Origin of the sequence: Pseudonocardia kunmingensis (assembly GCF_006716445.1) — a bacterium.
Lineage (GTDB): Bacteria > Actinomycetota > Actinomycetes > Mycobacteriales > Pseudonocardiaceae > Pseudonocardia > Pseudonocardia kunmingensis.
Window position 1 is genome coordinate 291,034 of sequence record NZ_VFPA01000004.1, and the last position, 25,743, is coordinate 316,776.

At 72.7% G+C, this 25,743-nt stretch carries 28 protein-coding genes and 1 pseudogene; 18 read left to right on the forward strand and 11 right to left on the reverse strand.

The genetic code is table 11. The features are described from left to right. Positions 1-76: 76 nt before the first annotated feature. Both FB558_RS31180 and FB558_RS31185 read left to right on the forward strand, forming a co-directional pair. Complete coding sequence (locus FB558_RS31180; RefSeq protein WP_142059703.1) at positions 77-442, forward strand: ArsR/SmtB family transcription factor; 366 nt, start codon at positions 77-79, stop codon at positions 440-442. Further along, positions 439-837: pseudogene (locus FB558_RS31185) on the forward strand (Fur family transcriptional regulator); the annotation flags it as partial. The gene FB558_RS31180 and the pseudogene FB558_RS31185, both read left to right, overlap by 4 nt. 83 nt (positions 838-920) lie before the next feature. Here the strand turns inward: FB558_RS31185 and FB558_RS44895 are convergent. Then, the gene (locus FB558_RS44895; RefSeq protein ID WP_246106885.1) at positions 921-1,337 is read right to left on the reverse strand and encodes a phosphate signaling complex PhoU family protein; all 417 of its coding nucleotides are present in this window, start codon (positions 1,335-1,337) and stop codon (positions 921-923) included. Continuing rightward, a complete protein-coding gene (locus FB558_RS44900; RefSeq protein ID WP_246106886.1) occupies positions 1,294-1,578 on the reverse strand; it encodes a PhoU domain-containing protein in 285 nt (94 codons plus the stop codon). Before FB558_RS44900 ends, FB558_RS44895 begins: the two co-directional genes overlap by 44 nt. Positions 1,579-1,689: 111 nt before the next feature. Between FB558_RS44900 and FB558_RS31195 the strand changes: the two genes are divergently transcribed. After that, a complete protein-coding gene (locus FB558_RS31195) occupies positions 1,690-2,694 on the forward strand; it encodes an LLM class flavin-dependent oxidoreductase (RefSeq protein WP_246106940.1) in 1,005 nt (334 codons plus the stop codon). 32 nt (positions 2,695-2,726) lie between these two features. After that, on the forward strand, positions 2,727-3,116 hold the full coding sequence (locus tag FB558_RS31200; RefSeq protein ID WP_142059707.1) for an SCO5389 family protein: 390 nt from the start codon (positions 2,727-2,729) through the stop codon (positions 3,114-3,116). Here the strand turns inward: FB558_RS31200 and FB558_RS31205 are convergent. Together FB558_RS31205 and FB558_RS45330 are read right to left on the reverse strand one after the other, a co-directional pair. Then, a complete protein-coding gene (locus FB558_RS31205) occupies positions 3,085-3,591 on the reverse strand; it encodes a 6TM ABC transporter family protein (RefSeq protein ID WP_142059709.1) in 507 nt (168 codons plus the stop codon). The genes FB558_RS31200 and FB558_RS31205 overlap by 32 nt on opposite strands. 515 nt (positions 3,592-4,106) lie before the next feature. After that, positions 4,107-4,229 carry a hypothetical protein gene (locus FB558_RS45330; protein WP_281288702.1) on the reverse strand — a complete coding sequence of 41 codons (123 nt, stop codon included), beginning with the start codon at positions 4,227-4,229 and terminating at the stop codon, positions 4,107-4,109. Positions 4,230-4,312: 83 nt separating this feature from the next. On the opposite strand from FB558_RS45330, the gene FB558_RS44905 reads away from it, so the two are divergent. The 4 genes from FB558_RS44905 (at position 4,313) to FB558_RS31230 (ending at position 6,676) form a co-directional block, all read left to right on the forward strand. Continuing rightward, a complete protein-coding gene (locus tag FB558_RS44905) occupies positions 4,313-4,615 on the forward strand; it encodes a P-loop NTPase family protein (protein WP_246106887.1) in 303 nt (100 codons plus the stop codon). A 357-nt stretch (positions 4,616-4,972) separates the two neighbouring features. After that, entirely contained in the window at positions 4,973-5,296 is a 324-nt protein-coding gene (locus FB558_RS31220; protein WP_342787569.1) for a TetR/AcrR family transcriptional regulator C-terminal domain-containing protein, read from the forward strand. After that, positions 5,277-5,666 (forward strand): MFS transporter, encoded by a 390-nt coding sequence (locus FB558_RS45830; protein WP_142059713.1) that lies wholly within the window; start codon positions 5,277-5,279, stop codon positions 5,664-5,666. The genes FB558_RS31220 and FB558_RS45830 overlap by 20 nt, the downstream gene beginning before the upstream one ends. Next, positions 5,609-6,676, forward strand: a complete 1,068-nt coding sequence (locus FB558_RS31230) for an MFS transporter (RefSeq protein WP_142059715.1) — start codon at positions 5,609-5,611, stop codon at positions 6,674-6,676. The genes FB558_RS45830 and FB558_RS31230 overlap by 58 nt, the downstream gene beginning before the upstream one ends. Positions 6,677-7,023: 347 nt before the next feature. On the opposite strand, the gene FB558_RS31235 is transcribed toward FB558_RS31230, so the two are convergent. Beyond that, positions 7,024-7,968, reverse strand: coding sequence for a substrate-binding domain-containing protein (locus FB558_RS31235; protein ID WP_142059717.1), 945 nt, complete (start codon positions 7,966-7,968; stop codon positions 7,024-7,026). A 154-nt stretch (positions 7,969-8,122) separates the two neighbouring features. Here FB558_RS31235 and FB558_RS31240 point away from each other — a divergent pair, with 154 nt between their 5' ends. Continuing rightward, positions 8,123-9,385, forward strand: coding sequence for an MFS transporter (locus FB558_RS31240; RefSeq protein WP_142059719.1), 1,263 nt, complete (start codon positions 8,123-8,125; stop codon positions 9,383-9,385). 26 nt (positions 9,386-9,411) lie between these two features. Here the strand turns inward: FB558_RS31240 and chrA are convergent, their stop codons facing one another. The 4 genes from chrA to FB558_RS31260 all read right to left on the reverse strand — a co-directional run bounded on the left by chrA (position 9,412) and on the right by FB558_RS31260 (position 13,284). Then, positions 9,412-10,935 carry a chromate efflux transporter gene (gene chrA, locus FB558_RS31245; protein WP_142059721.1) on the reverse strand — a complete coding sequence of 508 codons (1,524 nt, stop codon included), beginning with the start codon at positions 10,933-10,935 and terminating at the stop codon, positions 9,412-9,414. A gap of 78 nt (positions 10,936-11,013) precedes the next feature. Then, the gene (locus tag FB558_RS31250) at positions 11,014-11,445 is read right to left on the reverse strand and encodes a chromate resistance protein ChrB domain-containing protein (RefSeq protein WP_142059723.1); all 432 of its coding nucleotides are present in this window, start codon (positions 11,443-11,445) and stop codon (positions 11,014-11,016) included. After that, positions 11,442-11,960: a Chromate resistance protein ChrB gene (locus FB558_RS31255; protein WP_211366986.1), complete on the reverse strand. Its 519-nt coding sequence runs from the start codon at positions 11,958-11,960 to the stop codon at positions 11,442-11,444. Before FB558_RS31255 ends, FB558_RS31250 begins: the two co-directional genes overlap by 4 nt. Positions 11,961-12,048: 88 nt before the next feature. Continuing rightward, entirely contained in the window at positions 12,049-13,284 is a 1,236-nt protein-coding gene (locus FB558_RS31260; protein ID WP_142059725.1) for an MFS transporter, read from the reverse strand. Positions 13,285-13,438: 154 nt separating this feature from the next. Here FB558_RS31260 and FB558_RS31265 point away from each other — a divergent pair, with 154 nt between their 5' ends. Beyond that, positions 13,439-13,771 carry a hypothetical protein gene (locus FB558_RS31265; RefSeq protein ID WP_211366987.1) on the forward strand — a complete coding sequence of 111 codons (333 nt, stop codon included), beginning with the start codon at positions 13,439-13,441 and terminating at the stop codon, positions 13,769-13,771. 10 nt (positions 13,772-13,781) lie between these two features. Here FB558_RS31265 and FB558_RS31270 read toward each other — a convergent pair whose 3' ends face one another. Beyond that, complete coding sequence (locus FB558_RS31270; RefSeq protein WP_142059727.1) at positions 13,782-14,120, reverse strand: ArsR/SmtB family transcription factor; 339 nt, start codon at positions 14,118-14,120, stop codon at positions 13,782-13,784. Positions 14,121-14,496: 376 nt separating this feature from the next. Here FB558_RS31270 and FB558_RS31275 point away from each other — a divergent pair, with 376 nt between their 5' ends. The 5 genes from FB558_RS31275 to FB558_RS43520 all read left to right on the forward strand — a co-directional run bounded on the left by FB558_RS31275 (position 14,497) and on the right by FB558_RS43520 (position 19,119). Next, the gene (locus tag FB558_RS31275) at positions 14,497-15,327 is read left to right on the forward strand and encodes a transposase family protein (RefSeq protein ID WP_170231618.1); all 831 of its coding nucleotides are present in this window, start codon (positions 14,497-14,499) and stop codon (positions 15,325-15,327) included. A gap of 205 nt (positions 15,328-15,532) precedes the next feature. After that, positions 15,533-15,832: an Rv3488 family transcriptional regulator gene (locus tag FB558_RS31280; protein WP_142059731.1), complete on the forward strand. Its 300-nt coding sequence runs from the start codon at positions 15,533-15,535 to the stop codon at positions 15,830-15,832. Positions 15,833-15,885: 53 nt separating this feature from the next. Further along, positions 15,886-17,136, forward strand: coding sequence for an APC family permease (locus FB558_RS31285; RefSeq protein ID WP_211366989.1), 1,251 nt, complete (start codon positions 15,886-15,888; stop codon positions 17,134-17,136). 154 nt (positions 17,137-17,290) lie between these two features. Then, on the forward strand, positions 17,291-18,001 hold the full coding sequence (locus FB558_RS31290; protein WP_142059733.1) for an arsenate-mycothiol transferase ArsC: 711 nt from the start codon (positions 17,291-17,293) through the stop codon (positions 17,999-18,001). Positions 18,002-18,966: 965 nt separating this feature from the next. After that, a complete protein-coding gene (locus FB558_RS43520; protein WP_170231619.1) occupies positions 18,967-19,119 on the forward strand; it encodes a hypothetical protein in 153 nt (50 codons plus the stop codon). A gap of 295 nt (positions 19,120-19,414) precedes the next feature. Here FB558_RS43520 and FB558_RS31300 read toward each other — a convergent pair whose 3' ends face one another. Next, positions 19,415-19,774 carry a hypothetical protein gene (locus FB558_RS31300; RefSeq protein WP_142059735.1) on the reverse strand — a complete coding sequence of 120 codons (360 nt, stop codon included), beginning with the start codon at positions 19,772-19,774 and terminating at the stop codon, positions 19,415-19,417. 318 nt (positions 19,775-20,092) lie between these two features. On the opposite strand from FB558_RS31300, the gene FB558_RS31305 reads away from it, so the two are divergent. Genes FB558_RS31305 through FB558_RS31315 form a run of 3 tightly spaced genes read left to right on the forward strand, consistent with a single transcriptional unit; the run spans position 20,093 to position 25,133 of the window. After that, the gene (locus FB558_RS31305) at positions 20,093-21,727 is read left to right on the forward strand and encodes an ATP-binding cassette domain-containing protein (RefSeq protein ID WP_170231620.1); all 1,635 of its coding nucleotides are present in this window, start codon (positions 20,093-20,095) and stop codon (positions 21,725-21,727) included. Positions 21,728-21,759: 32 nt separating this feature from the next. Beyond that, positions 21,760-23,286 (forward strand): ABC transporter substrate-binding protein, encoded by a 1,527-nt coding sequence (locus tag FB558_RS31310; protein WP_246106889.1) that lies wholly within the window; start codon positions 21,760-21,762, stop codon positions 23,284-23,286. Next, on the forward strand, positions 23,283-25,133 hold the full coding sequence (locus FB558_RS31315; protein WP_246106890.1) for an ABC transporter permease subunit: 1,851 nt from the start codon (positions 23,283-23,285) through the stop codon (positions 25,131-25,133). Before FB558_RS31310 ends, FB558_RS31315 begins: the two co-directional genes overlap by 4 nt. Positions 25,134-25,743: the final 610 nt, after the last annotated feature.

Genomic DNA, 25,743 nt, shown 5'->3' on the forward strand with positions numbered 1-25,743 from the left:
CGGTTGTCGCTGTACTCTAGCCCCACGGCCGGTTCGCCGACGACGGCAGAACCGGAACCTTCACGGAACGGACCCCATGTTGATCGCCGGGAGTGCGGGCACAGCATCCGGCGGGGATTCCGGCACCGAGCGCGGTGCCGAACCGTCGCCCTGGCGTGCCTCGCGCAGCCTGATCGCTGCGGGCGACCTGCTACGTGCGCTCGGCGCCCCGGTGCGGATCGCGATCGTGCTGCAACTGCTGCAGTCCGACCGCTGCGTGCACGATCTGGTCGAGGCCCTGCAGATCAGCCAGCCGTTGATCAGCCAACACCTTCGGGTACTCAAGGCCGCCGGTGTCGTCCACGGCGACCGGCGGGGCCGCGAGGTGCTGTACTCGCTGGCCGACGACCACCTCGCGCGCATCGTCGTCGACGCCGTCGCCCACGTCGAGGAGATCCGATGAACGCACCCGTGACCCGCATGCTGCGCACCACCCGCCAACGGGCGGCCGTGTCCGCCCTGCTCGGCCGGCTCGCCGAGTTCCGCTCCGCGCAGGACATCCACGAGGAGCTCCAGCGGGCCGGCGACGGCATCGGGCTCACCACCGTCTATCGGACGTTGCAGATCCTGGCCGAGTCCGGTGCGGTCGACGTTCTGCGCACCGGTACCGGGGAGGCGATGTACCGGCGATGCGCGACCGCCGAGCACCACCACCATCTGGTGTGCCGCCGCTGCGGAGCGACCGTGGAGATCGAAGGTCCGGCCGTCGAGACGTGGGCAACGACGGTGGCCGAGGCACACGGCTTCACCGAGCTGTCCCACACCGCGGACATCTTCGGGCTCTGCCGCGAGTGCACGACCCTTGCCGAGGTGCGCTCCTCACAGGCGTCCCCAGAGGGCTCGCTATCCGTGAGCTCGCCGGTTGCCGCCGCCCGCGGCCATCAGGAAGAAGATCGGCCTGGCACGGCTCCGGTGACGACGTAGTCCAGTCTGCGGGTGACCGATACGGCCTGGTCGGCAAAGCGCTCGAAGAACCGGGCCAGCAACGCCGCATCCACGCCATCGCGCACCGAACATCCCGACGCGGGGTCCTGCACCGCGTCGAGGATCTCCCGGTGCACCTCGTCGATCCGGTCGTCCGCGCGGTCCTGCTCGACGAAGTGGACTTCTATCGGCGCGGCGATGATCTCCTGCAGCCGATACCCGGCGGCCACCGCGAGCCGGCCCATCTCGGCGAACGGCCCGCTCAGCGCGGCAGCCACCGCGCACGCCGGGTGTTGACGGCGAGCGAGCGCGGCGACGTGCCGAGCCAGGTCACCCATCCGTTCGATCTTCTCCGTAGCCTGGATGCTGGTCACCACCAACCGCATGTCGCGCGCCAACCGGCGCTTGCAACGTCAACAGGATGAACGCGTGGTTCTCGCATCGGGCCCGCGCCGCGTCGAGCACGTCGTCGTCGCTGATCACCCGCTCGTCCAGCACCAGATCGCAGCGCAGCAACGCCCGCGTCGCGCGCTCCATCGTCTCTGCCGCCAGACCGCACATCGTGGCCAGCTCGACACCCAACTGCTCCAGCTCGCCGTGGAACACCATGCGCATCGCCCCAGGCTAGAACCTCTGCCGACACACCGGGCCAGCCTCAGTTCGCATGTGCTGCGGCCCTGCCCCCGGCGACCCGGTTAGCCTGCGGTCATACGGTTCGGGGTCCTCCTGCTCTCGCCGCAGTTCACCGGCCAGTCGCACACCGATGTCCTCGACGCCGCCGCGGTCGCCGGCCTCGACGACGTCTGGGTGGCCGAGCACCACTTCATGTCCTACGGCGTCTGCCCATCGGCGCTCACCCTGGCCGGGTTCCTGCTCGGCGCCACCCGGCGGATAGTCGTGGGCACACCGCCGTCGCCGTGCTCGCCACCCAGCCATCCGATCGCGGTGGCCGAGCAGACCCTGCTACTCAACCAGGTCTCCGGTGGCCGCTTCCGGCTCGGAATGGGTCGCGGCTGCCCGTGGATCGACCAGGCTGTGTTCGGCTCGGCTCCGCACGGCCTCCACGCCGACCTCGCGGAGGCGCTCGACGTACTCCTGGCCGCCCTACGCGGCACGCCGGTGCACGGACACGGGCCCGCCTACCCCTTCCCGGAGGTCGGGATCGTCGCCGGACCGCGCACGCTGCCCCGACCCGGGGTCGTCGTCGCAGCCACGTCGAACGCGACGGTGGACCTGGCCGCGCGACGCGGGCTCCCGTTGTTGTTGCTCGGCATGCACGCCGACGACACCGAGAAGGCGGCCATGATCGCCCGGCACCGCGCGATCAGCGCGATCGACGACACGCGGCACGTCGGCGCCGGGATCGCCTACGTCGCCGACACCGACCGCGAGGCCCTCGCCACGCTGCGCGCGCGGCTGCCCGACTGGCTCGGTCCCGGGCTCGCCGGCTACCGCCGCGCCGACGGCGCCCCGCGCCGCACCCGTGACCCGCTTGAAACACGGAGCGCCTGTGCGCGCAGCACCCGGTGGGATCGGTCCAACGCTGCCGCGAGCGGCTGGTCGAGACCACCGTCGCACCGGCATCCGGCACACCGTCCTGATGGTCGAGGGGGCCGGCGACCCGGTCCGCACCCGCGAGAACATCCGCCGCCTCGGCGCCGAGTGCTCCCGGCGATGCGGCGATCGTCCGCGGTGGGGGTGGCGCCGGAGGCGGTCCGCGTGCGTCACTGAACGGACACCATCGGTCATCTCCTGGAGGCTCCGTGTCCCTCGACGTTCCCGCCCCCGTGCTCACCGTCGCCGCCCGCGGCGAGATGGACGACGCCCAGTTCCTCGCCGTGGTCCGCGATTCACTGCCCTACGCGTGGGAGGTGGTCGCCGCGGCCGTCGACGACCAGGCACCCGGCAAGGCGTTCGGCGAGCACGAGGTGCCCCCACCCTCGGAGCAGCAGCGCGGGCAGCTGCTGCGGGCCTTGGCCAGCAACGCCATCCGCGGAGCGCTGGAGCGCCACTTCGGCATAGTCCTCGCCTTCCAGAACTGCCACCGGGTGGCGGTGTTCACCCCGGCGGCGGTCGACTCGCCGATCTACCGCGAGTTCGTCTCACCCCGCGGCCAGGTACTCAACCAGAGTCCGGAGCTGCGCGACTGCTGACCACAGGCCCCGACGCTGCGGGCTGGGCCGGTCTGCGAGAAGCCGCGTAGACGGTGACGTGGTCGGTGCCACCGTCGTTGGCGGTGCCCGACCGGTCGGGGTGGCGTCCGGCCGGGGTCAGGCCGGCGGCGAGCTCGGCGAGCAGGTCCAGCTCGGACAGCGGCACGTTGCGGGCGCGGACGGGATGCACCGTCACTACGTCGGTGCCGCCGAGCAAAGTCGGCACCAGTGCGGCCACGATCGCGTTCGGCAGGACGTGCGCGTAGAGCCACTCGGTCCGCTCGACGTCCGACATCACCATCGCGCCGACGTCACCGGTGCGCCGGCCCAACCGCCACGCCGGTGCGAGCCGGTCGAGCACCGCGACCAGCAGCGTCCGCAGCTCGGCGATCACCCGGAACGCGTAGTCGTGGCGCAGCCACGACTCCAACCACGCCCCGACCCCCTGACCGATCGCGCAGCAGGCCAGCACCACGACCCGGGGACGAGATCAGGAGGCGTGGCGCTGGTGAGCGCCGCACCGACCAGCAGCCCCCAAGGTCGCGGCGACCCCGAACGCGCACGCCTGTGCGATCAGTCCACAGGCGAGGGTCAGGGCGAGCCGGGCACGATGCGGGCGCAGCAGGGCGAGCAGTCGTGCGAACAAGCGGGCACAGGTCGGCTCCGAGTTCATCTGGCACCACGACCACTCGTTCCTGGCCGGGTTTCATCGGGCCCGCCGCAGCGACCGAGGTCGTCTCCGCGATGATCCGCTCGCCGACGCCGACGCCGGCGACGGGGCACTCACCCTGGTCACCGAACGGCTGCGGCGGGCAGCCGGGCTCGCGGCAACTGCGCCTCGACGCCATCGTCACCGTCGTCGACGCCAAGCACGTGCTCACCCACCTCAACGAGGTCAAGCCCTCTTCGGAGTTCAGGACGAGCGCGTCGTCGAAACGCAAGTGCCGCGCCGCCCGGGGTGCGCCCAGTACAGCGGAAACAATCCCGACGTCAAGTACGCGGTCGATGATGTCGGGCGGGCTGGCCGTCGAGCGCGGCGACCGGTTCGCCGACGCCGGCACCCGCATGGTCGAACGCGCGCACGACGCCGATGCCCTGCACGGGCAGATCCACGACGTCGTCGCCGCGCTCCCCCAGGGCTACGACACCCCGTTGGTGAGGGCGGATCCGCGCTGTCCGGGGGCGAGCGCCAGCGGGTGTCCATCGCCCGCGCCCTCCTCAAGGGCTCGCCCATCGTGTTGCTCGACGAGGCCACCGCCGCCATCGACCCCATCGGGGAACGGGCCGTACAGGCCGCGCTCGCCGAGCTGGTCCGCGGCCGGACCCTCATCGTGGTCGCGCACCGGATGTCCACCATTGCATCGGCCGACCAGATCCTCGCCGTGCAGGGCGGCCGGATCGTCCAACGCGGTCGCCATCACGACCTGCTCGCCGACACCGGCGGGCTCTACGCCCGGCTGTGGTCCGAACGCGAACGCCGCTGGCGCGTCGCACCGTAGCCCGCGCGCGGGACACTGACGCCATGCCCGTCCCCCGAACCGCCCGCCACCTGCGCCGCCAGGTCCAGCCGCTGTGCACCGACGCCGTCGTCGCCGCCGCACTGCGCATGGCCCGCGCCGACGGGCTCGCCGCGGTGACGATGCGCGCGGTCGCCGACGAGCTCGACACCGGCGCGATGTCGCTCTACCGCTACGTCGCCGACCGCCAGTCCCTGCTGCTGGCCATGCTCGACGAGGTCGCGACCGGCGTGACCGCCGTGCTGGACCGGCTGGCCGCGGGCGATCCGCCGCGCGCGGATCACCGCGATCATCTCGGCGTTGCACAACGGGTTCCGCGCCGACCCCTGGATTGTGCCCGTGATCGCCACCGACGGCCTGTCCAGCCCACGGATACTCCCGTTGCTGGACACGCTGATCGAGGCGCTGTTCGCTGCCGGGCTCGACGACCAGCAGGTCGTCGAGGGGTACTCGCTGCTGTTCCAGTTCACCTACGGCGAGGCCATCGACCGGCACCGCGAGCAGGCCACCCACGGCCAGCAGATGGTCCGCGCCGCGGATCCCACCGAGTTCGTCCACCTCGGACGCATCCTGGCCGCGATCCCGTCCGGTGGAACCGGCGACCACTTCGACGTGAACCTCGCCCGGCTGCTCGACGGGCTCCTTGACAGGCCCTGCGAGTAAAGGCACGCTCACCGACGCGTACAAGGTACGCACGTGTTCCGGAGGTGGACGTGGACAAGCGGTCCGGACGCCCGCTGGGAGTGCTCCTGCTCGCCGTGTTCACCGCGCAACAGGCCCTGTTCCCCTGCTCGCATCCCTGGCCCGGGAGGTCGGACTCAGCGAGCTGCAGCTCGGGCTCGTCCTGACCGTCGCGGCGGTCGTCTTCGCCGGCACCAGCCTGCTGTGGGGCCGTGCGGTCGACCGGTTCGGCACCCGCGCGGTGCTGCTCGTCGGGCTCGCGCTGGCGACGGCCGGCGTGATCGGGGCTTCGCGGTGGTCGGCCAGCTGGCTCTGTCCGGGTTCCTCGACCCGGGCGTCACGCTGGCCCTGATGATCGTCACACGCAGCGTGCTGTTCGGCGCCGGGGTCGGCGCCGTGCCGGTGGCGGCGCTGACCTACGTGTCGACGAGCACGTCCGGCGAGGCCGACCGCACCCGCGCGGTCGGGCAGCTCGGCGCCGTACAGGGCGTCGCGATAGCGCTCGGGCCCGCGCTCGGCGGGCTGCTCGGGTTCGCCGGGCTGCTCGGCCCGATCTGGCTGGCCCCGGCCGTCGTCGCGCTCGTCCTCGCGCTCGTCGTCGTCGCTTTGCCCCGACCGGCCGCCGCGGCGCACCGCCCGGCCCCGCCGCGGGCCACACTGAAGCCCTGGGATCCGCGGATCTGGCCGTTCTTGCTCGCCGGATTCCTGCTGTTCCTCAGCCTCGGGGTCGTGCTGATCGTGCTCGGGTTCCTGTTCCAGGACCGTCTCGGGCTCGACGCGGCCGGCACCGTCCGCCTCGCCGGTGCGTCGTCGTTCACCACCGGGCTGGTGCTGATCGCGGTGCAGGGTGGCGTCGTCCCGAGGCTGGGCTGGCCCGCACTGCGGCTGCTGCGCACCGGAATCCCGATCGCCGGGCTCGGGTTACTCGCCCTCGTCGTCGCACCGGGGTTCTGGACGATGACCCGCTCGTCGATGGTGATGGGCCTGGGTCTCGCGTTGGCCATCCCCGCCTACACCGCCGCGCCCACCCTGCGGGTACGCGACGACGAGCAGGGCGGCGCCGCCGGGCTGATCAACGCCACCAACGGCGCCACCTTCGTCGTCAGGCCGCTGGCCGGCACCGCGCTCTACCAGCTCGACCCGCGGCTACCCATGCTCGCCGGCGCCGCGTCCTGCCTGCTCGCATGGGCGTTCGTCACGGTGCACCCGGGCGTGCGGCGGTCCGTCCCCACCGCGCCCGGGCCTCGTGAGAGCAGCGCCTGCCGCTCCCCAGCCGCTTCGACGAGATGGGCGAGGCGATCCGTGAGCCACCCCAGCGGGCTGGGCGCTGATACTGCTGCTGTCGCTCCGCCCCGAGCATGAGGACGTTCGGCAGCTCGACGACCTGCTGCGATCCAGCGGCAACGAGCTTGCTGCGCTCGGCCGCTCCCGCTTCGCTTCCACCGAGCGCCCGCCGGGCCCGGCCCAGTGCTCATCCTGCCCGCTGCACGGACAGCACATCGACTCGCCGCTGATCCTCGACGACCACGTGGACCGCCGGCCCGCAGGTGCCGAACGTGTGGACCGCGTGGCGCGTCGGGGTTTCCGGTCGTAGGGCCGGCCGCTCCGCGGCGCGGATCTCGCGGCAACGGGTGGCGCCCGGCGACGGCAGCGGCGGCGGAGCCGCGTGCTCGACGTGCGCGGTCACCTGGGGCCGGGGACGGGTGGTGTCAGCCGCCGGGGGTGGTGCTGGCGGGTTGGTCGTTGACGGGGTGCAGGGTGCCGGCAGCGGCGAGGTCGTAGCCGCCGATCGCGTCGACTGCGGCCCGGACGCCGGGGTCGTTGACTGCGGCGATGAGCGGTCGTGCGGCGCCGAGCACTGCGGCGCCGAGCACTACGTCGTAGGACTCCCAGATCAGCGGGATGAACTCCAGCCCGAGGTCGGTGACCGTCGCGCGCAGCCCGAGCGCGGCGTCGGCGATGCCGGAGGCGACGGCCAACGCGATCTCCAGGTGCGAGGTCAGTTCCGGCCCGGTGACGGCGTACGGGTCGGTGCCGGCGGTGATGATCTGTTGCTCGAGCAGGACCCGGGTCCCGGCGCCGGGTTCGCGACGGGCGACCCGCCGCCGGGCCAGGTCGGCCGGGCCGGTGATGCGCTGCGGGTTCCCGGCGGGGACGAGCAGGCCCTGCTCGCGACGCCACAGGTGCAACAAGTGCGGGCGCTGGTCGGCGAGCAGCGCGCGGGCGTAGGGGGCGTTGTAGACGCCGGTGTAGTGGCGCAGGTGGATCGCGGCGCCGTCGGCGTCACCACGGGCCAGGGCGCGCAGGCCGTGGAAGCTGCCGCGGGTCCCGACCGGCACCACGGCGGGCCCGGCGTGGCAGAGTAGCAGTTGCAGGGCGGGGTCGTCGCTGCCGGCGAGGCGGAACACCCGGTCGGCCTCCAGCAGCCGGGCGGCGGCAATCGGGCCGTCGGTGCTGACGCGGGCGCGGCGCCGGTCGACCAGGGTGATCACGCCGGCGTCGGCGAGGTGGCGGTAGGCGCGCACGATCGTCGAGGACGTCGCGCCGAGCTCGCGACCGTAGCCGCGGATCGCGGGCAGCTCCCCGCCCGGGAGGAGATCCCCGTAGCGGACTCGCCGGGCCAGCTCAGTGCTGATCTCCACATAGCGGGTCACCGCCGAGACCTTACGGTCACGTCGGCCCAGCGGGGGACTGTTGGCCTGCTGTGCCGGACAGTGCGGGCACAGTCCGGCACGAAGATCATTCTACGCTGTTGTGAACTGCGGAAACAGTCTGTCGTTGCCGCAGCGATTGTTGTTGCGTAGGCGCATGAGCGATCACGAAGCGACGCCACCGGTGGCCGACGCCACCAAGGGCGGCCGACAGCCGTGGCTGACACTCGGGGTCGGGGGGATCGGCACGGCGAGCTTCCTGGCCGATGTCGGGCACGAGGTGCCGACGTCACTGATGGCCAGTTTCGTCACGGCGACGCTCGGTGCGCCGGCGGCCGCGCTCGGGCTGATCGAGGGCATCTCCGAGGGCCTGGCCGGGGCCGGGCGGTTCGTCGGTGGCGCACTCGCCGATGACCCGGGCCGGCGTCGGGCGGTCGCGGTGGGTGGCTACACCGCGACCGCGGTGCTGTCCGGGCTGATCGGCACGACCACATCGGTGGTGCAGGCCGGGGTGCTGCGCGGGGCCGCCTGGGCGGCCCGCGGGCTGCGGGTCCCGGCGCGCAACGCGCTGCTCGCCGACGTGGTGCCCGCGCACGCTTACGGCCGCGCGTACGGGTTCGAGCGCACCATGGACAACCTGGGGGCGATCGGGGGGCCGCTGCTCGCGCTCAGGCTGGTGTCGCTGTTCAGCGTGCGGACCGCGATCCTGCTCTCCATCATCCCCGGGGTGCTGGCGGCGGCGGCGATCGTCTACGCCATCCGGCAGGCGAATCTCCCGAAGGTCACCGAGCGCCGCAAGTTGCGGTTCCAGGTCAGCCCGGTGCTGCGCGGGCAACTGGGGCGGGTGATGGTCGGGTTCGCCGCGTTCGAGGTCGGCAACGTCGCCGCGACTCTGTTGATTCTGCGCGCGACCGATGTCCTTACCCCGGGGCGCGGGATCGACGCGGCCACGCAGATCGCGATCGCGCTGTACGTGGTCTACAACGTCGCGGCCACGATCGCGTCGTTCCCGGCGGGCGGGTTCTCCGACCGGTTGGGCCGGCGCGGTCCGCTGCTGGTGACCGCGGTCGGGGTGGCGACGTTCATGGCCGCCTATGTGTTGTTCGCGGTGGCTGGGCCGGTGATCGTGCTGCTCGGGGTGGCGTTCGCACTGGCCGGGGTCGGGATCGGGTGCGCGGAGACCGCTGAGCACGCCGCGGTGGCCGCGTTCGCTCCGGAGGAGATCCGCGGTTCGGCGTTCGGGCTGCTCGCCACCGTGCAGGCGGTCGGGAACGTCGCGGCCAGCGTGGTCGCCGGACTGCTCTACACGTTCGCGTCTCCGGCGGTGGCGTTCGGCTACCTCGCGGTGTGGATGGTGGTCGCGCTCGCGGTGCTCGGGTGGGCCGCCACGGCAGCGCGTCGTCCGGAACCCGTGGGGTGAGCCGGCGCGGGTCGATGGGTGCGGGGTCAGGCCACCGGTAGGCCGAGGAGGCCGGCGGCCAGCCCGAGGGTCGCGCACACGCCGAGGACCCGCAGCACCGACCAGCGGGTCGCGAAGACCAGCAGCGCGGCGACCGCGGCGATGAGCAGCGGGACCGGTCGCAACGAGGTCAGCTCGGGGATGGTGAGGCTGAGCGGCCCGGTGGTGATGTGGCGGGTGGCGGCGAACAGGGTGGTGACGGCGAAGTACAGCGCGAGGTTGGCGATGACGCCGACGACCGCGGCAGTGATCCCGGTCAGGGCGGCGGCGAGGGTGCGGTTGCTGCGCAGGGCCTCGATGTAGGGGGCGCCGAGGAAGATGAACAGGAAGCTGGGCACGAAGGTGACCCAGGTGACCAGCAGCGAGGCCACGATCCCCGCGGTCCAGGGGTCGAACGGGCCGGGGTTGGCGTAGGCGCCCAGGAACGCGACGAACTGCACGACCATGATGAGTGGGCCGGGGGTGGACTCGGCCAGTGCGAGGCCGCGGGTCATGTCGGTGGCGGTGAGCCAGCCGAAGTTGGTCACGGCTTGTTGGGCGACGTAGGCGAGCACGGCGTAGGCGCCGCCGAAGGTCACCAGCGCGGCGCCGGAGAAGAACACCCCTTGGGTGGTGTAGACGCTGCTGACCCCGGTGATCAGGGCGATCAGGGCGACCGGTGCGGTCCAGACGAGCAGCCCGACGGCGAGGATCGTCACGGTCCGCCGGCGCGAGGGCGCTTCGGTGTGCAGATGGTCATCAGGGATCAGCGGTGCCGGTCCGTCGTCCGCGGCCGGGGCGTGCCCGCCGGCGCGGGCCAGTGCGGGGATCCGGCGGGCAGCGAGCCAGCCCAGCAACGCCGCAGCACCGATCACGATCGGGAACGGCACCCCGAACGCAGCCAGCGCGACGAACGCGGCCACGGCCAGCCCGACCAGGACCGGGTGGGTGAGCGCGCGCCGCCCGACCCGGACCACGGCCTGCACGACGATCGCGATCACCGCGGCGCCCAGCCCGGTGAACAGCGCGGCGACCGCGGTGGTGTCGCCGAACCCGACGTAGATCGCGGAGAGCGCGAGCAGCGCGACCATGCCGGGCAGCACGAACAGGATTCCGGCAGCCAGGCCGCCGCGCAGCCCGTTGAGCAGCCAGCCGACGTAGATGGCGAGCTGGTGGGCCTCCGGGCCGGGTAGCAGCATGCAGTAGTTCAGGGCGTGCAGGAAGCGGCGTTGCCCGATCCAGCGCCGGTCATCCACGAGCGCTCGCTGCATGACCGCGATCTGCCCGGCCGGGCCGCCGAAGGTCTGCAACGAGATCGCGAACCAGGCCCGCAGGGCCGCACCGAAGGGCACCACGTCCTCCACCCGACCGGCCCCGGGCTGGGCGAGCTCGGCCCGGGCGTCGTCGGCCCGAGTGGCCGGGTCGTCTGCACCCGGCGCCGGCCCGGCGCCGCTGTCGCGGAGGTCCGGGCTGTTGCGGAGGTCTGGGTCGGTGCGGTTGCGGGCCGGCCGGTTCTCCGCGTGGTGGGGCATGCGCTTCTCCTGAGCTTCGATGATCCTGACCCGTCAGCCGGCGGTCAGGTTTGAGGGGCCGTCAAGGCGGAGTGGTCGTCACGCTGGGGGCCGGTCGAGCAGTGTGGCGCGCCGGAAGTACTCGTAGAGCCCGTCGAACACGGGCCCGGTCACCGCCAGGACCTGCGCGTCGTCGCAGACCATCGACAATCCGCGCAGCACCGCGTCCAGGCCGGCCGCCTCGGGTGCGTCGAATCGGTCGTCCTCCAGGTCGGCCTCGTGTACCACCTGGGCCAGTCGCCACAGCACCGGATCGGCCAGGTCGTAGCGGTGCAACACGGTCTCGAACGTGCAGTCCGGCCCGACGTGCGACAGCTCCACACCGCGCATGTCGAACCCGGTGGCGTCCGACGGGACGTCATCGGGGTCCTCGACAAACACGAACTGCGCGTCGGCGTCGACGAAACGCCGGATCAACCAGGCACACGCCGCGCGGTCGATGTGCACCCCCGACCGGGTCGCCCACCTCACGATCGTCCTTCGACGGTCTCGGCCAGCTCTGTCTCGTTCAGCGTCATGCCGGGCTCCTGGAGCGCCTCGGCAAGGGCTCGCACGGCGGCGCGGGCAATGTCGCGGTCCGGGGGTGGGAAGTAGTCGCGCCGCTCCACCCGCCGCAGCTCACCCCGCAGCCGGCGCAACGCACCCGCCCGCGCGGCTGGCTCACCGGCTCGGGCCAGCCCGGCCGCGGTCGCGATCGCGGCGTACTCCACGACACGGGCGGCGCGCATCTGCTCGGCCAGCCCCCGCGCCCGCTGCGCCGAGGTCGGCGTCGCGGTCCACAGCAGCGCGCTGCCCCCGATCCGCTCGACGTCCTCGGCCACCCACTCCAGTTGCTCACGGGTCCGGGCATCCGCGGGCAGCGCCACCACCCCGTCCCCGACCTGAGCCACCCCGAGGCGCTTGAGCCGGCGCCACACCGCGATCCGCGGCGTCGATGGTTCCCGGGGTATGCGGTAGCACAACAGCACCCACTCCCCACCCGTCACCACACCTCCCCCCTGCCTGCTGATGTAACCACGGTTGCATCACAATGGGAGGATCGTCAAGCCGGGCGGCGTCTCGGATTTAGTCGATTCAGCGCGGACCGACACGGGCCCGGCCGGACGGGGGCCGCAGACCGGCCCAACCGATCACGGCGGCGGCGATGAGAAGGGCACCGCCGAGGTAGTAGACGGCCTGGATGCCGATGGCGGCAGCGAGCGCTCCACCGAGGAGCAGGGAGAGCAGACGACCGAGTTGCCAGAGCATGTCGAAGCTGGCGAAGACCCGGCCGCGCACGGGTTCGGGCGTGTGGGACTGCAGCAGGGAGTTGAAGGTGACCGCTCCACTGGAGGTGCCCAGCCCGTAGACGGCGAGTGCGGCGAGGGCGACGGGCAGCGCGGTGACCGCGGCCAGGACCACGTCGACGACGCCGCGCAGCAGGTAGGGGCCGAACACGAACGCAGGCCGCCGTGGATTGGTGACCAGACTGGTGAGCACCAGGGGGCCGAGAACGGCGCCGATCCCGATCGCTCCGAGCAGCAGGCCGTAGCCGCTGGGCTCGAGGCGGAGGTGGTCGCGGGCCAACACGACGAGCAGGGCGCTGGTCGCGCCGGCGGACAGCGCGGCGAGCAGCTGCCCGGCTGCCAGCGCCCGCAGGACCCGGTCGCCGATCAGGACCTTGACCCCGGCGACGGCGTCGGCGAACACACCGTGGCGGGCGGTGCGGGCGGGTGGAGCAGGCAGCCGAAGCCCGACCAGGACTGCGGCGCTGACCAGGAAGCTGGCCGCGTTGATCGCGAACGCCGGGCCCGGACCGAGGGCGGCGTAGGCGATGCCGGCGAGCGGGGCCAGCGCGATCTGGGACAGCACCGCGGCGGTCCAGATCCCGCTGTTGGCCGCGATGAGCTCGTCGTCGTCGACGATCGCGGGCAGTGTGCTGTTCGCGGCCGGGTTGAACAGCACCGCCCCGACCGAGAGCCCGAACGCGATCACGTAGATCGCGACGACGTCGTCGGCGAGGAACACCAGGGCGATCGCCAGGACCGCGCGCATCAGGTCCGCCCCGACCATGACCCAGACCCGGGGCAGGCGGTCGACCAGGCTGCCGGCCAGCGGCGCGAGCAGCAGCACCGGCAGGATCTCGGCGAGAACGACCGCGCTGACCCCGAGCGCGGAGCCGGTCAGATCGAACACCAGCAGCGCGAGGGCGACCGCGGCGAACACGTCGCCCCACTGCGACGCGGTACGTGCCACCCAGAGTCGCCGGTAGGCGGGGTGGGCGAACACCGTGCGAAGACCCACGGGGCGCTGGTCGGGTGGTTTGGGCATGCCCGACTCAACCTACGGTTTGCTTCCCGAGCTTCCCGGGGCGAGGTCGTCCCGAATCCGGCCCTTCTCGCTCGCGTTGGTGCGGGAGAACTCCCCGATCGACGAACGGGATCGAGCTTGACATTAGCGAGTGTGCATATCAGCATGCCTCACTGTGACCACTACTGAACACCGCCCCGCCGAGACCCACCAGCACACCCACGGCCCCGGCTGCGGGCACGAGTCCGTACTGCACGCCGACCACGTCGACTACCTGCACGACGGGCACGTCCACCGCGAGCACCACACCGCCGACGGCGTGCACTACGACGAGTGCGCCATCTGCTCCTGCACCAACTGCAGCGACTCCTGCGCGGTCTGCGACTGCACCGACTGCACCTGCCCCACCTGCAACCACAACGCCTGCGCCTGCGCGCACTGCTCGGACAGCTGCAACAACTGCACCTGCGCCGACTGCTCCTGCACCACCTGTACCCACGCCGCCTAACCAGCGCGGATCACCCGGAGGCCGGCACGCCCGGCCTTCGGCCGTGTTCAGCGACGTGCCGCGCCGCGTCACCCACGATGTGCCGCACATGATCGTCCAGCAGCCGATACACCCGCTCCCGCTGCCGCTGGTCCACCGCCACCAACCGGGCCGCCCGCAGCACCCGCAGGTGCTGGGAGACCAGCGGCTGGCTGACCCCCAGCGCCTCGACCAGCTCACCCACCGATCGCGGCGCGTCGGACAGGGCCATCACGATCGACAGCCGCACCGGGGTGGCCAGTGCCCGGAACAGGTCCCCCATCGCCTCGACGGCCTCGGACCGGACCTGCCCGACCGCGCCACCGTCCATCACCTGACCCTAGAACATGCACACGTGCTTACGTAGACATGTCCGCTGCCGCGTCGGTAGTCGGGCTACGGTGAGATCCGCCGAGTGGCCGCGCAGGCCGTGGACATAGCGGTCGACACGGCCCAGCAACACGCCCTCATGATGCCGTAACTCAGCCCCTGCTCCGACCACCGAGAACTATCGGTCAGCAGGCCGGGCTGGCATTGTTGTCAGTGAGGTGATCTCACCAAGATCATGCGAGCGAGACGGCGCGGGAAGGACGTTCGAGTAGGCAGCCTGACCGGTGCGCGGTCGGGCGGCGGGCTCGGTGAACGTGGGCGGGGAGCCCCTGGTAGGACTGGATTTGCGAAGATCAAATCCGACACAGAGGCTCCCCTTGATTGCGTATCGTGCCATGCTCGACGTGCCCCGCGCGCTCGCCCAGTACGTCGGCCGGCTGCTGCGCGCCGAACGCCGCGCGCTCCACACCCGTCGTGACAGCAGGGCGCTGACCTGCTTCCACCAGACAGTGTTCGCGCTGCGGTGGTTCCGCGACAACCGCGACATCGCCGCGCACGCGCGTGACCACGGCATCTCCCGGGCCACCGGGTACCGCTATCTCGACGAAGCCATCCGGGTCCTTGCCGCACAGGCCCCGGACCTGCACGAAGCCCTGCAGCAGGCCAACGATGAGGGCGTGAGTCACCTCATATTGGACGGCAAGCTGTTCGCCAGCGACCGGCTGGGCGAGCAGACCACCAGCACCAAAGGCCGGCAGATCGACGCCTGGTACTCCGGTAAGGCCCACGAGCACGGCGGCAACATCCAAGCCCTGTCGGCACCGGACGGCTTTCCGCTGTGGGTTTCCGAGGTCGAGCCCGGCTCGGTCCATGACATGCGCGCAGCCCGCGCCCACGTGCTCGCCGCCCTGTACTGGGCGTCCTCCCAACTCGATCTGCCCACCCTGGCCGACAACGGCTACGACGGAGCCGGGATCGGCGTGTTCACGCCGGTCAAACAGCCCGCCAACGGTCACGAGCTCGACGTGGACACCCGCACCTACAACGCCCTGCTGCGCGGCCTGCGCTGCCTGGGCGAACGCGGCTTCGCGCTCCTCGTCGGCCGCTGGCGCGCGCTGCGCCACATCACCACCAGCCCCCGCAAGATCGGCAACATCGTCAAAGCCGCGCTCGTGCTCACCCACTTCGAGCACGGCCGACTCACCTGAAACTCGTTGAGATCACTTCAGTGACTGACCGCGGTTGTTGGTGAGCCTCGACCGCGGCCGGTCCGAGCGCGGGTCGGGTGTCAGCGACTCCTGATCGCACTGCTGCCGCCGCCGTCGTCGTCGTCGGTTGAGCAGCGATGTTGGTTGGCCGTGCTGGATGAGTGATACTCGGGTGGGCGATATCGGATTCGTCACTGGAGGTCGGGTGCGGGAGTTCCAGCGTGGCGCGGTCCGGCTGCACATCCTGCATCATGCCGCTGAGCAGGAGATCCACGGCGCCTGGATGACCAAGGAGCTGGCCTCGCACGGCTATGACATCAGCCCGGGCACCCTCTACCCGACGCTGCACCGCCTGGAGGCCGACGGCCTGCTCGCCTCCGAGCCGCAGGTGGTGGATGGTCGGACACGACGGGTCTACCGGGCCACCGGGGCCGGGAAGACGGCGCTGGCGGAGGATCGTCGCGCGTTGGCCGAGCTGGCCCGGGAGGTCCTGCCCGATCGGTGACCGGTCCCACTGCAGACTCTGCCACCGATATCGACGCCCGATAGCCTGCATGGGTGGCGGATCCGGGGTTGGTGCGGCGGCTGGGCTTCGGGGACGCGGTCGTGTTGGGGCTGGGTTCGATGCTCGGTGCGGGGGTGTTCGCCTCGTTCGGTCCGGCGGCCGCCGCGGCCGGCAGCGGGCTGCTGATCGCGCTGGCGGTGGTGGCGGTGGTGGCCTACTGCAACGCCACCGCCTCGGCGCGCCTCGCCGCCGTCTATCCGGAGTCGGGCGGGACGTATGTCTACGGTCGGCGGCGGCTCGGGCCGGTGTGGGGGTTCACGGCCGGGTGGGGGTTCGTGGTGGGGAAGACCGCGAGCTGCGCGGCGATGGCCTTGACGTTCGGTGCCTATGCCTGGCCGGCCAATCGTGTGCCGCCGGCCGTCGCCGCGGTGCTGGTGCTGACAGCGGTCAACTACCGGGGGGTGGCCAAGACCGCCGGGCTGACCCGGGTCCTGGTTGCGGCCACGCTGCTCGCCCTGGTCGTGGTCGTGATCGCCGGGCTCGGCGGCGGCGCCGCGGACCCGGCCAACCTGACCGGTTGGACCGGCGGCGGGGTGACGGGGATCGGGCAGGCCGCGGCGTTGTTGTTCTTCTCCTTCGCCGGCTATGCCCGTATCGCCACCCTCGGTGCGGAGGTGCGCGATCCGGCGACCACGATCCCGCGGGCGATCCCGGTCGCGCTCGGTGTCGTGCTGGTCGTCTATGCGGTGATCGCGGTGACCGCGTTGCTCTCGGTCGGCCCGGATGGGCTGGCGGCCGCGGCGGCGCCGCTGGCCGCGGTCGCCGGGTCCGGCACTCTCGCGTTCCTGGCGCCGGTGGTGCAGGTCGGCGGGGCGGTCGCCTCGGCGGGTGTGTTGTTGTCGTTGATCGCGGGGATCGGGCGGACCACGCTGGCCATGGCCCGCGACCACGAGCTGCCCGCCGTGCTGGGGGCGGTGCATCCACGGTTCCGGGTCCCGCACCGCGCCGAGCTCGTGCTGGGCGCGGTAGTGGTGGTGATCGTGCTGGTGACCGACGTGCGCGGGGCGATCGGTTTCTCCAGCTTCGCGGTGCTGGTCTACTACGCGATCACCAATGCCGCCGCGTTCACACTGGGGCCGGACCAGAGCCCGCACCGGGGCCGGCTGCGTGCGGTCACCGTGGTCGGGCTGCTGGGCTGCCTGGGCCTGGCGTTCACCCTGCCACCGGTCACCGTCGCGATCGGGGTTGTGGTCCTCGCGGTCGGGGTGGCCGGCCGCGCGGTCCTGCGGACGACCCGCAGCTGACCTGCGCTGCACCTGAACCTTCCGCTGCACCTCGGGCTGGACGGCGCGGGTGAACTTCTGCTGAACGGCCCCGCCGAGGCGCCCCGGCGCCGGTCGCTGGCAGATATCGTGCCGCGATATCGGAAACCGGGTTGAGGCACGTGGAGGTGCGGACATGCGTCGCAACATCGAGGACTTCGAGCTGCTCAACACCGCATCGCAGCTGCGGCGGGCGGCGATGCACGCATTCGACTACTACCGCGGCGCGATCGCGCTGGCGGACTGCCAGTCGATCGTGGAGGAGTCCTACGAGCTGCTCGGGCAGACCGCGGTGATCAAGGCGCACCTGGTCGCGTTGGCGGACCGGTGGTCGATCGAGCGGCTACGCCGGGTCGGGATCCTGGACAACCGGCTCGGGCGCACCGCACCCGAGGTGCTGTTCGTCGACCTCGACGACTCCGGCCCGGCCGCAACGGCGGCCGCGCTGCTGGCCGGCTACGCCCGCGGTCGGGTCAACACCAGCTCGGCCGGGCAGAAACCCGCCGCGGGCACCGACCCCGCTCTGGTCCGGGTCGCCGCCGATGCCGGGCTGGACCTGACCGAGGTCTTCGCCAAGGCCGTCACCCGCGAGGCCCTGCAGGTCGCCGACGTCGTCATCACCCTGGGCCCCGCCAGTCTCGACCCGGAATACCTCGCCGTCCCCGAGTCCACCGCGGACGGGCAGCCGGCGGTGGGCCGGCACCGCCGGGTGCTGCACTGGGACCTACCGGTGCTCGATGACCAGCCCGACGACGTCATCCGTGCCGCGATCGACGACCTCGACCGCCGGGTGCTCGGGCTGCTCGTCGAGCTCCTCACCCCAGCCGAGCGGTCCCCCGACCAGTAGCGCCGCCGCCGGGCAACGACGGGCTGATTCGGGCGGGGCGTGGCGATGGTGGGCTCGCGGGTCGAGCTGTTCGCGGCGATCCGCCGGGACGCCCGCGCGGGCTGTCCGGGCGGGCGCTGGAACGCAAGCACGGGGTCGGACGCCGCACGGTGGTCGCGGCGTTGGCGTCGGCCTGGCCGGCGCCGCGCAAACCGCTCCCACCGCGAGGGTCGAAGCTCGACCCGTTCAAGACGAGGATCGATCACATCCTGCGCGCGGATCTGGGACGCGCCACGCAAGCAGCGCCACACCGTGCGCCGCATCCTCGACCGACTCATCGACGAGCACTCCGCGCACGACGTGATCGGCGAGGGACGCCAGCGAACAGCGAGCCGTCGATGCGAGCAGCTGGCGCGCAGAGGCGCAGACGTCACCCGGCCTGGTCGGCCGCACCCCGCCGCTGATGCCCGGCAGGCGCCCTACCTGGTGTTTCCTGCCAGTCTCAACCGTGTAGATAGTGCGCACGACGCCCCACCGACTCGAACCCCCACGATGCCATGGGGCGACGCCGCAGTTCAGCTATCGATCTGGCAGCGCGAAGCCAGCTTCGAGCAACAGCGATCCGGTGCCGAAGCGCAGGTCATGCTCGGTCCCATCCTTTGGTAATCCCGTTTGATTCGGCCGTATGACCTGCTGGAATCTCACGGGAGCTGAGAGTTGGAACCGTGGCGTTTGTCGGGGTTTCTCAGCGTCGCTTCAGGAATCGCTCGACTCTCAGCGTGACTTCAGCGCCCGACCCGCACGGTTTCATCACTCCCGGGCGAGTGGCGCCTCGGGGAACCGCGATGGAAGGCCCGATGTCGACGTTGCAGGACCATCCCGCTCCCGCCCGCAGCAGCTGCCCGCCGCCGCGGTCCGGTTTCCTGCGCAGCTGGCGCACCCCCCAACACCGGGACGGTATGGCTCGCTGACTCCACGCACCCATCATGGGCGTCACCGGGACCGGGGTGGCCCGGCTCGGCGCACAGAGCATCGCAGCCGGCGTGCTGCTGGTGCAGGCCCGCCGCAGGCGCCCGCGGGACGGCGGCCCCGCGCGGGGCAACGCGGGATGGGGGCGCATCAACTACCCGCCGTGCTGACACACGTTGGCTCCGCGAATTCAGTCAACGCACGAGGTCGCAGACCGCCCGCGCCGACAGGAGGCTCTTCGGAAGGAAGGCAGCGGCCGGGCTGGCCGCGGCCAGGTCGGCGATGTCATCCCGGTCCAGCGTCGAGATCACATGGCCAGCTTGCCGGCGAGCTGGAGCGGGTGGGTGAACGCCGGGGATGATCGCACCAGTTCTCGTCGAAGTCAGGCGGCCGCGCTCTTCTCCTCCGGCTCGAGGACCCGGAAGAGGCTCAACCCGCCGAACCGGCACACCGCCGAGGCGCGGCTCAGTTGCGCACGTACGCGCCCATCATCCGGTGAAGTGACGCGAGTCGTTCGGGAAGGAGCTCCGCGTCGAATCGCCCGTCGCGGACCCAGGCCTCGACGGCTGCAACATCCTCGTCGGCCAGCAAGGGACCGACGCGCACCGCGGGACCGATCGGGCGCTGTCGCGCGTCAGTGGGTTGGAGCACCAGCATCGGGCCCGGCGAGCGCATCCCGCAGGCGAGGCGCCCGACCGGACACTGGGCGACAACCAGCACACCGAGCCGACTGGAGCGAACCACGCGGCGCATCGCCGCGACAGCGCGGTCGTACACGTCCGTGGCACATCTCGACTCACCGCAGAGCACCAGGGTGTACCCCACCCGAGGATTCACGGTCCTGACTCCCCCATCGCGGAGAGAGTGCCACCGAGAACGAGCTTGCCCGCCCAGGAGAACCGGGAGGCCCGCGGGCGCTCCCGAGCTCCGACCACCCGACCGTTCTCGAACGCGAGCGACGAGGCGGCGATCCGGGCCGGCTCGATCCGACGCCGTGCGCAGCGGGCCAGGTTCACACACCCACCATCTCACGCAACGATAACCGTTTTCAATAGAGGCAGAGCATGGCCGGAGCCCACCAGTGGCACGCGCCACGGCGACAGGCGGTAGATGGCGCAACGAAAACCGTTACCATTCCCGCCTGTGGCACTCGACGACCGGGACGGGGCCGAGGGCGGGCGGTGCCCGCTCGTCGTGCGCGGTCTGGTCGTCGAGATCAGCGGCCGTCGGATCCTCGACGGGATCGACTTGGACGTGGCCGCGCACGAACGCGTGGCCCTGCTGGGGGCGTCGGGTTCGGGCAAGTCGTTGACGGCCGCCGCGGTGCTGGGCCGGTTGCCGCTGACCGCGAGCGCCCACGGGAGCGTGCGGGTGTGCGGGGCGGAGGTGCTCGGCATGCCCGCCGCCCGCCGCGGCCGCGACGCGGGGGTCGCGGCGCTCTTCCAGGACTCCCGGACCGCGCTCAACCCGCTCGTGCACATCGGCGCACAGCTCGTCGCGCCGCTGCGCCACCACGGAGGGCTCTCCCCGCAGCAGGCCCGCTCGGCGGCGGCCGAGCTGCTGACGTCGCTCGGGCTCGACGACCCAGTGCGGGTGCTGCGCGGCTATCCCGGCGAGCTGTCCGGCGGGCAGCGCCAGCGGGTGTGCATGGTGCTCGCGCTCGCCTGCCGGCCGCAGCTGCTACTCGCCGACGAGCCGACCACGGCGCTCGACGTGGTGAGCCAGCGCCAGGTGCTTCAGGTGCTGCAGGACCGGATGGCCGCCTCGGCCGCCGGCCTGCTGTTCATCACGCACGATCTCGCCGCGGCCGCGCAGGTGTGCACCCGCGCCGTGGTGCTCGCCGGCGGACGCGTGGTCGAGGACGCGCCGATCGCCGAGGTGCTCGCGGAGCCGCGGCACGACTACTCCCGGCTGCTCGTCGACACCGCCCAGGCGACCCGCCTCACACCGGCCCGGCGCGCACCGCCCACCACACCGGCCCCGCTCCTCAGGGCAACCGGCCTGCACCGCAGCTACCCCGTACGCCGCTCCTGGGCGCGCCCATCTCCGCCTCCGGTGCCGGCGTTGCGCGGTGTCGACCTCGCCGTAGGGGCGGGCGAGCGGGTCGGCCTCGTCGGCGTCTCGGGCTCGGGGAAGTCGACGCTCCTGCGAATCCTGCTCGCGCTCGACACCACGGACGCCGGCACGGTGGAGTTCCGCGGCCGTGCCGTCCGCCCCGCCCGGACCGCTGCCCTGCGCTGGTACCGGCGCGCGGTGCAGTACATCCCGCAGGATCCCGCGAGCAGCCTCGACCCGCGGATGAACGTGGCCGACCTGGTGTCCGAACCGCTCGACCGGCTACGCGTGCCGGGCGACCACCGGGCTGCCGTGACCGCGGCGCTGGACCGGGTCGGGCTGCCCGCCGACTGCGCCGTGCGGCGGGCCGGCGAGCTGTCCGGCGGCCAGGCCCAACGAGTGGCGATCGCGAGGGCCGTCGCGACCGGCCCCGCTGTGCTGATCGCCGACGAGCCGGTGAGCGGCATCGACCTCCCCCTGCGCGACCAGGTCGTCGCCCTGTTGGAGCGGATGTGCACCGACACCGGCATGGGGCTGTTGCTGGTCTCGCACGACCTGTCCGTGGTGGCGGCGCTATGCGAGCGGACCGCGGTGTTGGCCGAGGGCGAGCTGGTCGAGGACCGGCCGACCGCAGACCTGCTGGCCGCGCCGGAGCACCCCCGCACCCAGGAGCTGCTCGACGCGGTCCCCGACCTCCCGCCAGCCGGTATCCCCGCCGCCTGACCGTCCCCGATCGCACCTTGCCGAGGAGATCCGTGTCCGTCCCCCGTCCCCGTGGCGTTCTCTGCGCCGCGCTCGCCGCCTGCGGGCTCCTGCTCACCGGCTGCTTCTCCACCCCGGCGACGCCGAGCGGTGCCGGCGAAGGCCGCATCGGTGTCGCGATGCTCCAGCCGCCGCGCTCGGGCCTTTCCCCGTTGAGCGACGACGCGTTCAAGCTCTCCCGGTGGCGAACCGCCGAGACCCTCGTCGTGCTCGACGCCAACGGCGATGCGCAGCCGGCGCTCGCCACCGAGTGGGCCCAGGTCGACGAGCGGACGTGGCGGTTCCGGATCCGCGACGGCGTCCGCTTCCACGACGGCAGCGAGCTCACGGCCGCGCACGTCGCCACCGCGCTGACGGCCGCCGCCCAAGCCTCGCCGCCGCCGCGCATCCTCGACGGGGTCGAGCTGACCGCACGCTCCGAGGGTGACGATGTGCTCGTCGGCACCGCCGATCCCGACCCGCTCGTGCCGCAGCGGCTGTCCAGCCCGCAGCTGTCGATCCTCGCCCCGGCCGCCTACCGGCCCGACGGCACCGTCGACCCGCTCCGGGCCGGGACCGGGCCGTTCGTGCTGACCGCGGTGAACGGCACGTCCGGCGCCACCCTGGACCGGTTCGACGGCTACTGGGGCGAGCCGGCCACGGCGAGCGGCATCGACGTCGACTTCGTGCCGGACGGCGGGGCTCGGGCCGCCGCGCTGCGCACCGGCACCGCCGACGTGGTGGAGGCGATCCCGGTGGGCCAGGTCTCGCTGCTCGACCCCGCGCTGGTGCACGAGGTGCCGATGCCGCGCACCAACACGCTCTACCTCAACACCGAGCGTGGTCCGTTCGCGAATCCGGCCGTCCGGGCCGCCGCGCGGGCGGCGATCGACCGGGCCACGCTCGTGCAGAACGTGTACGAGGGCCGCGCCGACGTCGCGGCCGGCCTGCTCGGTCCGGCGCTGCCCTGGGCGGCTCCCGGTCGCGACACCGCCGAGTATGCCGCCGCGCTCGGCCGGCGCCCCGCCCCGGCGCCGGTGACCGGCGTGCCGATCGCCCTGGGCACCTTCACCGACCGCGCCGAGCTGCCCGAGGTCGCGGTGCTGCTGGAGCAGCAGCTCGAGGCCGCCGGGTTCGTCGTGACGCAGGACGTGCGCGAGTACTCGTTCATCGAGGCCGACGCGCTCGCCGGGGCGTTCGACGCGTTCATCCTGTCCCGCGCCACCGTGCTCGACTCCGGTGACCCCGTCGCCTACGTGGCCAGCGACTTCACCTGCGAGGGCTCGTTCAACATCTCCCAGCTTTGCGACGCGGGCGTGGACGCCGCCGTCCGGGAGGCGGCAGCCACCCCGGCCGGGCCCGAGCGGCGCGCGTCGATCCTGCGCGCCGAGGCAGCCGTACTCGCCACCGACGCGGCCGTCCCGATGCTGCACGAGCGCGTGATCCAGGGCGAGTCGGCGCGCGTGTCGGGTGTGGCGCGCGACCCGCGGGAGCGCGAGCTGATCATGCCGGACTCGACGGTGGCGGGTAGCACGCCGTGATCCGCCGGGACGCCGTCGTGGTCGGGGCGAGCCGGGTACTGGCCGCCGGCGCGGTGGTGTTCCTGATCGGGATCCTGCCCTGGCTGTCGCTGCGCTCCCCGGAGCTGGCGATCCTGCGGGCGCGTTCTGCCGAGCAGGAGGCCACGCCCGAGGCGCTGGCGTCGATCCGGGAGCAGCTCGGGCTCGACGCCGGCACGCTGGTGCTGTTCGGCCGCTGGATCGGCGGGCTGCTGTCCGGCGACCCCGGCACGTCGTGGGTGTCCGGGCGGCCGGTCCTGCCGGGCATGCTGGCCGCGCTCGGGGTCTCGCTCACGCTGATGGCGTTCGCCCTGGTGGTGGCGGTCGTGGTCGCGGTGCTGCTCGCCCTGCCCTCGGTGCTGCGTGGCCTCTCCGGGACGGCCGGCCGGACGTCCGGGTGGGCCGCCGCCGCGTGTACCGCGCTGCCGGAGTTCCTGCTCGCGGCGGTGCTGCTGGTGGTCGGCGCCGTGTGGCTGGGCTGGTTCCCGCCCTATGGCTGGGAGGGCGTGCACTACGCCGTCCTGCCGGCGCTCGCGCTCGGCCTGCCGGCTGGCGGCCTGGTCGGCCGCCTGTTCGCGGACGGCGTGGCCGCCACCTTCTCTGAGCCGTGGCTCGGCACCTGGCAGGTGGCCGGCTTCTCACGGGCGCGGATCGTGGCCGCCGTCGCCCGCCGGACGCTGCCGGCGCTGCTGCCCCAGGTCGGGCTCGTCCTCGTCGGGCTCACCGGAGGGGCCGTCGCGGTGGAGCAGGTCTTCGCGATCCCCGGCCTCGGCCGCGCCACCCTCGGCGCTGCCGCGGCGCTCGACCTGCCGGCCCTGCAGCTCGGCGTGCTCATGCTGCTTGCCGTCGCTGAGGTCGCCGGCACGGCCGCCGCGTTGGTCGGCCGCGCCCTGCTGGGCGGCGCGCTGCGTACGGGGGACGTGCCGGTGCCCGCGCCGGTGACGGCTCTCGGGCGCCGCTGGTGGATGGTCCCGGTCGGCGCGGCCGCGCTGCTGGCGGGGGTCGTCGGGGCCGGCCTGCTGCGCGACCCGTACACGTCGGCGCACGCCCGGCTCGCGCCACCGTCGTGGGCACTGCCGTTCGGCGCCGACGCCAGCGGGCGCGACCTGCTCGCCCGCGCCGCCCACGGAGCCCTGCTCACGATCGGGACCGCCCTGGCCGTCGTGCTCCTCAGCCTCGCGATCGGGGTGCTGATCGGGCTGTTCCCGCGGCTGTCGACCGGGCCGGTCGAGGTCACCAACGCCGCGCCACCGGTCATCGCCGGAATCGTGGTGGCCGCGGTCATCGGCCCGTCCGCGGTCGGCGCCGCGATCGCCGTCGCGATCGTAAGCTGGGCCCCGCTCGCTGCGCACACCGCGGCACTCGTCGCCGAGGCCCGCGCCCAGCCGCACGTGCGGATCCTGCCCGTCCTGGGCGTGGGCCCAGTCCGCCTGCTGACCCGGCACGTCCTGCCCGCCGTCGCCGGGCCGCTCGTGCGGCACGCGATGCTGCGCCTGCCCGGCGTCGTCCTCGCGCTCGCCGCGCTCGGGTTCCTCGGTCTGGGCCCGCAACCGCCCAGCCCGGAGTGGGGCCAGCTGCTCGCCGACGGGCTGCCGTACGTCGAGCGCGCACCCTGGGCCGTTCTCGCGCCGACCGCCGTCCTCGTGCTCACCTCGGTGCTCGCGGTCGCACTGTCCGGCCTCGCCGGGCGCACCGTCCGGCTTGGTGGCTCTGCACGATCAACACGACTCGGTCCGCTTCGTGACCGGACCGCCCCGGTAGGGCCACCGCCGTCGCGGCCCGCAGGTAGTGGTGCAGGTCCCTCGGACGTCACGGCCCGGCCCGAGTGATCGGGCGCGTGCCCTCGACCAGGTAGAACGAGAGATCGCGACACATCATCGCCGTCTCGAGGGAGGACTCTGTCCGGAGTGCCTCGTCGATCCAGGAGAGTCTCTCGGCCATGACGTTCTCCAGGCCCGCTCGCCGCCACAGATTGCGAGCGGGATCGATGGTGCGCGTGTGAAGCAAGGGGAGAGCCCGGGTGACCTCGGGCGGCTACTCCTGGCCGTGCATGTCTCGGACGAGCTCGGGAGACCAGAGGCTGTCGATGCGCAGGACCCGACCGCCCGGCTTGGTGATGTGGCGCGCAGCGGGGCCAGGGCGCGGCCGCCGTCGTCATCACCATCGGCTCCACCGCCGTGGCGGGACTGTCCACCTCCGGAGCTGCCTTCGCCGGAGCACTGCTGTCCACCGCTCTCGTTCTCGGCATCGCCGCGGGGCCGGGCGGGGCCGCGCTCGAGCTGATGGACCGCGGCATCCGCACGCTCCTCGACGCCGGCCTCGAGCACGGCGCCGTCGCCGCCTATCGGTACCTGCTCAACTCCGCGCTCCTCCAGCTCGCAGTCGAGGACGACCGGCGCGACCTCCGCCCTCACGCGCGGGAGGAGCTCGCCGCGATCC

Coding starts and splice junctions, on each gene's coding strand:
- FB558_RS43520 (WP_170231619.1), top strand. CDS start 18,967: ATGGGCGTCACCGGGACCGGGGTGGCCCGGCTCGGCGCACAGAGCATC.
- FB558_RS31240 (WP_142059719.1), top strand. CDS start 8,123: ATGAGCGATCACGAAGCGACGCCACCGGTGGCCGACGCCACCAAGGGC.
- FB558_RS31180 (WP_142059703.1), top strand. CDS start 77: ATGTTGATCGCCGGGAGTGCGGGCACAGCATCCGGCGGGGATTCCGGC.
- chrA (WP_142059721.1), bottom strand. CDS start 10,935: ATGCCCCACCACGCGGAGAACCGGCCGGCCCGCAACCGCACCGACCCA.
- FB558_RS31270 (WP_142059727.1), bottom strand. CDS start 14,120: ATGGACGGTGGCGCGGTCGGGCAGGTCCGGTCCGAGGCCGTCGAGGCG.
- FB558_RS31290 (WP_142059733.1), top strand. CDS start 17,291: ATGCGTCGCAACATCGAGGACTTCGAGCTGCTCAACACCGCATCGCAG.
- FB558_RS31260 (WP_142059725.1), bottom strand. CDS start 13,284: ATGCCCAAACCACCCGACCAGCGCCCCGTGGGTCTTCGCACGGTGTTC.
- FB558_RS44900 (WP_246106886.1), bottom strand. CDS start 1,578: ATGCGCATGGTGTTCCACGGCGAGCTGGAGCAGTTGGGTGTCGAGCTG.